The sequence below is a fragment of the Photobacterium sp. OFAV2-7 genome (assembly GCF_022347985.1).
Lineage (GTDB): Bacteria > Pseudomonadota > Gammaproteobacteria > Enterobacterales > Vibrionaceae > Photobacterium.
Genome location: NZ_JAKRFQ010000528.1, coordinates 1 through 3,612 on the forward strand (window position 1 = coordinate 1; position 3,612 = coordinate 3,612).

Genomic DNA, 3,612 nt, shown 5'->3' on the forward strand with positions numbered 1-3,612 from the left:
AAACCGGCTGCAGTACTTGAAATAAGCGTGCTTTGGTACGAAACGGCCATATCAATCTTGCCTGCGGCAACAAGCTTGTCCGGAATACTCGGGTCAGCAGGTTCCTGAATCTCGACCTCAAGTCCTTGCTCGGCGAACCAACCTTTTTCTTGTGCCAGGATGATAGGGCCGTGATTGGGGTTGACGAACCAGTCCAGCATCAGGGTGACCTTTTCTGCTGCCGCATTGAATGAAGCCATCGAAAGAGAAAGTGCAGTAAATCCATGGAGTAAATGCTTTTTCATTGATTGTTCCTGTCCTTAAGTTGTTATCTGTATTTTTTATTCGCCTGACATTCAGGCCTTTGTTGGTGTTATTTGCTTTGCCACGGAATTGCTTTTTTCAGCAATATATCGGCGGTGAAATAGAGACTGACTGAAAAGAAAGCCAGGATAAAAAGGGCGGCAAACATTTCGTCAACGAACATACGGGCGTTGGCCTGTAGCATTAAATAGCCAAGCCCTTCACTAGAGCCTACCCATTCGCCAATTACAGCGCCGATTGGAGCGACGACAACTGCGACTCTAATGCCTGAGGCCAAAGCTGGCAGGGCCGCCGGTAACCGAATTTTCCATAGCAGTTGCCAGCGCGTTGCGCCCATGGTTTTGGCCAGATCCAGATATCCTGAAGGTGTATGGCGAAGGCCGTCATAACAGCAGGTTGTTACCGGGAAAAAGATAATCAGGGCGGCCATGACAACTTTCGAGGCAATACCATATCCCAGCCACAGCATTAGAATCGGGGCGATAGCAAAGACGGGAATTGCCTGACTGGTGATAAGAATTGGTAGTAGCCAGCGGCGTAATGGGGCAAAAAGTAACATTTGCAATGCAAAAAACAGCCCCATGATCAAACCAAGCAACAGTCCGAGTATAACTTCGGTACTGGTGACTATTGTGTGGTGCCATAACACATCAGAGCGTTCGATTAACTTGCTTAAGACTGCTGCCGGGCCTGGTAAAATGAAGGCCGGCATGTCGAATGCAACGACTGAGGCCTGCCATAGTCCGATAATCACAACAAAGCTGATCAGAATGCGCATCAGGCTTTGCGATAGTCCGCGGCGCTGTTCCGGAAATAAATGCCGGATTTGGACTGATTCGGTCATGGTATTGGTAGTGGGTTGATCAGCCATAATCTTGCTCCAGTTGATCAATAATGGTCTGCTGGTGGTTTGCCATTTGGGCATCGAACTGCCTTGGTGGCGGTGATGTCGGCGTATCAAGTTCAATGAGTTTGGCAGGCTTGCCAGTCATGATGTAGATATTGTGCCCGAGACGCAGTGCTTCCTGTGGATCATGAGTGATCAGCAAAACAGTACGGTCTTTAAGAAGCTCGGCCGACAGAGTCTGCAATTTATGGCGTGTCACGGCATCGAGTGCCGAGAATGGCTCATCCATAAGCACCAGCGGTTTGTCCTGCATCAGCGTTCTGGCCAGTGCTACCCGCTGGCGCATTCCTCCCGAAAGTTGATCTGGCATTGCTGTGGCATAGGTTTCCAACCCTACTGCCTGAAGCAGCCTGACGGCTTTATCCTGATCCTGAGGGGAGGGAGACGAACCAAAACGATGGCTTAGGCAAACGTTATCCATCACCGACAGCCATGGCAGTAACAGGTCTTGCTGGGCCATATAGGCAATACGTTCAAACAGGGGCTTATTATCTGATGTGGCAAGGCTGCCATGCCAATTGACACGATCTTCATTCAGCCCTGCAAGTTGTCTTAGCAATGTTGTTTTGCCACAGCCACTTTTCCCTAGCAGGCATGTCCATTCGCCGGCGGGCAGGGTAAGATTCAAATCGATGAACAGAGCATCATTGGCATCTTTGTATGTCAGCGAGACGTGCTGCATAAGAACTTCGACAGCACGAGAATGACTGGTTGTTGCAGATACAGGTATCGCCATTGCTCTTATTCCGGTTGGTAGTGGCCAGCAAAGAAGTGGTGTACAGGCCCATGGCCCGAGCCAATTTCAAGTTCGTCAGCGTGGCTGATAGCTTTTGTGATATAGGATTTTGCGCATTGGACGGCAGTTGTTAGCTCAATGCCCTGGGCAAGAAACGATGCGGTTGCCGAAGACAATGTGCAGCCGGTTCCGTGGGTATTGCTAGTCGGAATTCGAGGTGTGCTCATGCGGACCACATCATTAGCCAGAATAAGCAGGTCGGTACTGTTGGTGTCCTGTTCCAGGTGACCGCCTTTGAGAAGAACGGATTTAGCGCCGATTTCACGTAATCCGTCTATCATATTCGCCATTTCCTGCTCGCTGTGAGGGATAGCGACACCTAGTAGGGCTGCTGCTTCAGGTAGATTAGGGGTAATAACATCAGCTAACGGCAACAGTTCTGATTTCAGGCTTGAAATAGCATCTTGCTGTAGTAGGAGATCGCCGCTGGTCGCGACCATGACAGGATCGACAACCAGGTGTTTAGGCTGGTATTGACGTAGTTTGGTGGCAACTACCCGGATAATATTGCTGTCACTTAGCATGCCAACTTTTACAGCTTTGACATCAAGATCAGTAAAGACACTGTCTAGTTGTTGTTCGACAAACTCTGGCTCAACAGCCAGTATACCAGACACACCTTGAGTATTTTGTGCCGTCAATGCGGTGATGACGGAACAGGCGTAGCTTCCTGTCGCCGAAATAGCCTTGATGTCGGCCTGGATGCCAGCACCGCCGCCGCTATCAGAGCCGGCAATCGTTAGTGTGATTGGTGTTTTTGATGAAATTGCCATAACTACCCCTAAAGTTGAGCGCAGGGTAGCAGGTGTCAAAGAAAGGCCACAGGAGAGAAGGGCGCAGAGAGACACGGTTGCTAGTTCCCTACGCCATTATTAAATGGATCAGGTTCAACGGGTCCCATCGAAATGGTCTCAGCCAAAGGCTCCCCGACTAACGTACTAAAATTCGTTTAATTTGTTTGACTAAACAGCAAATGATGCTGTTATCAATTTCCCGTTATTCTAACCATGTTTTTTATCATAGAGCAAACATGATTGTGAAAATTTCTGGGTCAGGACCGTTTTAACTGCTCAGCCCCTGAGATTATAATAACCAATATGTGTAAGCTTTAGACAAATAAAGATGGAATAATTAATCTCAAGAGGTTAAATATGGATAATTCCCAAAAAGAAATGCATGAAAAAATCAATTATGTTGAATTCTCTGCGGTGGACCTTTCTGCGACAAAGGCTTTTTTTACTCAGGCATTTGGTTGGGAGTTTGTTGATTATGGTGAAGACTATTCCGCATTTTCCAATCAAGGGTTAGATGGCGGCTTTTTTCAGTCGACATTGAGTTCGACCACAGCCAATGGCGGCGCTTTGGTTGTACTTTACAGTCAGGATCTTGAGACTTCGCTGCAAAATGTCGAAAAGGCGGGCGGGGTTATTGTTAGACCTATCTTTTCATTTCCGGGTGGGCGTCGTTTTCATTTTATCGAGCCAAGTGGCAACGAGCTTGCGATATGGTCCGATAAATAATATTGCTAGTTTATGATTTAGGTAGCCTCATAAACACCAAAGGCGCTATCTAGCGCCTTTGGTGATTCATCGTTACTGCGAACGTA

At 47.9% G+C, this 3,612-nt stretch carries 5 protein-coding genes and 1 riboswitch; of the genes, 1 reads left to right on the plus strand and 4 read right to left on the minus strand.

Annotation, left to right across the window (positions count from 1 at the left end):
* The 4 genes from MHN01_RS20270 to thiD form a co-directional block, all read right to left on the minus strand.
* Positions 1–284 (minus strand): ABC transporter substrate-binding protein (locus MHN01_RS20270; protein ID WP_239413062.1); only part of this gene is annotated, 284 nt, incomplete at its 3' end.
* Positions 285–352: 68 nt separating this feature from the next.
* Positions 353–1,147, minus strand: a complete 795-nt coding sequence (locus MHN01_RS20275; RefSeq protein ID WP_239413064.1) for an ABC transporter permease — start codon at positions 1,145–1,147, stop codon at positions 353–355.
* A gap of 19 nt (positions 1,148–1,166) precedes the next feature.
* Positions 1,167–1,946, minus strand: a complete 780-nt coding sequence (locus MHN01_RS20280) for an ABC transporter ATP-binding protein (RefSeq protein ID WP_370646527.1) — start codon at positions 1,944–1,946, stop codon at positions 1,167–1,169.
* A 5-nt stretch (positions 1,947–1,951) separates the two neighbouring features.
* The gene (gene thiD, locus MHN01_RS20285; RefSeq protein ID WP_239413063.1) at positions 1,952–2,779 is read right to left on the minus strand and encodes a bifunctional hydroxymethylpyrimidine kinase/phosphomethylpyrimidine kinase; all 828 of its coding nucleotides are present in this window, start codon (positions 2,777–2,779) and stop codon (positions 1,952–1,954) included.
* Between the two features lie 68 nt (positions 2,780–2,847).
* Positions 2,848–2,945, minus strand: a riboswitch (TPP riboswitch).
* 233 nt (positions 2,946–3,178) lie between these two features.
* Between thiD and MHN01_RS20290 the strand changes: the two genes are divergently transcribed.
* Entirely contained in the window at positions 3,179–3,526 is a 348-nt protein-coding gene (locus MHN01_RS20290; protein WP_239413066.1) for a VOC family protein, read from the plus strand.
* Positions 3,527–3,612 lie beyond the last annotated feature (86 nt).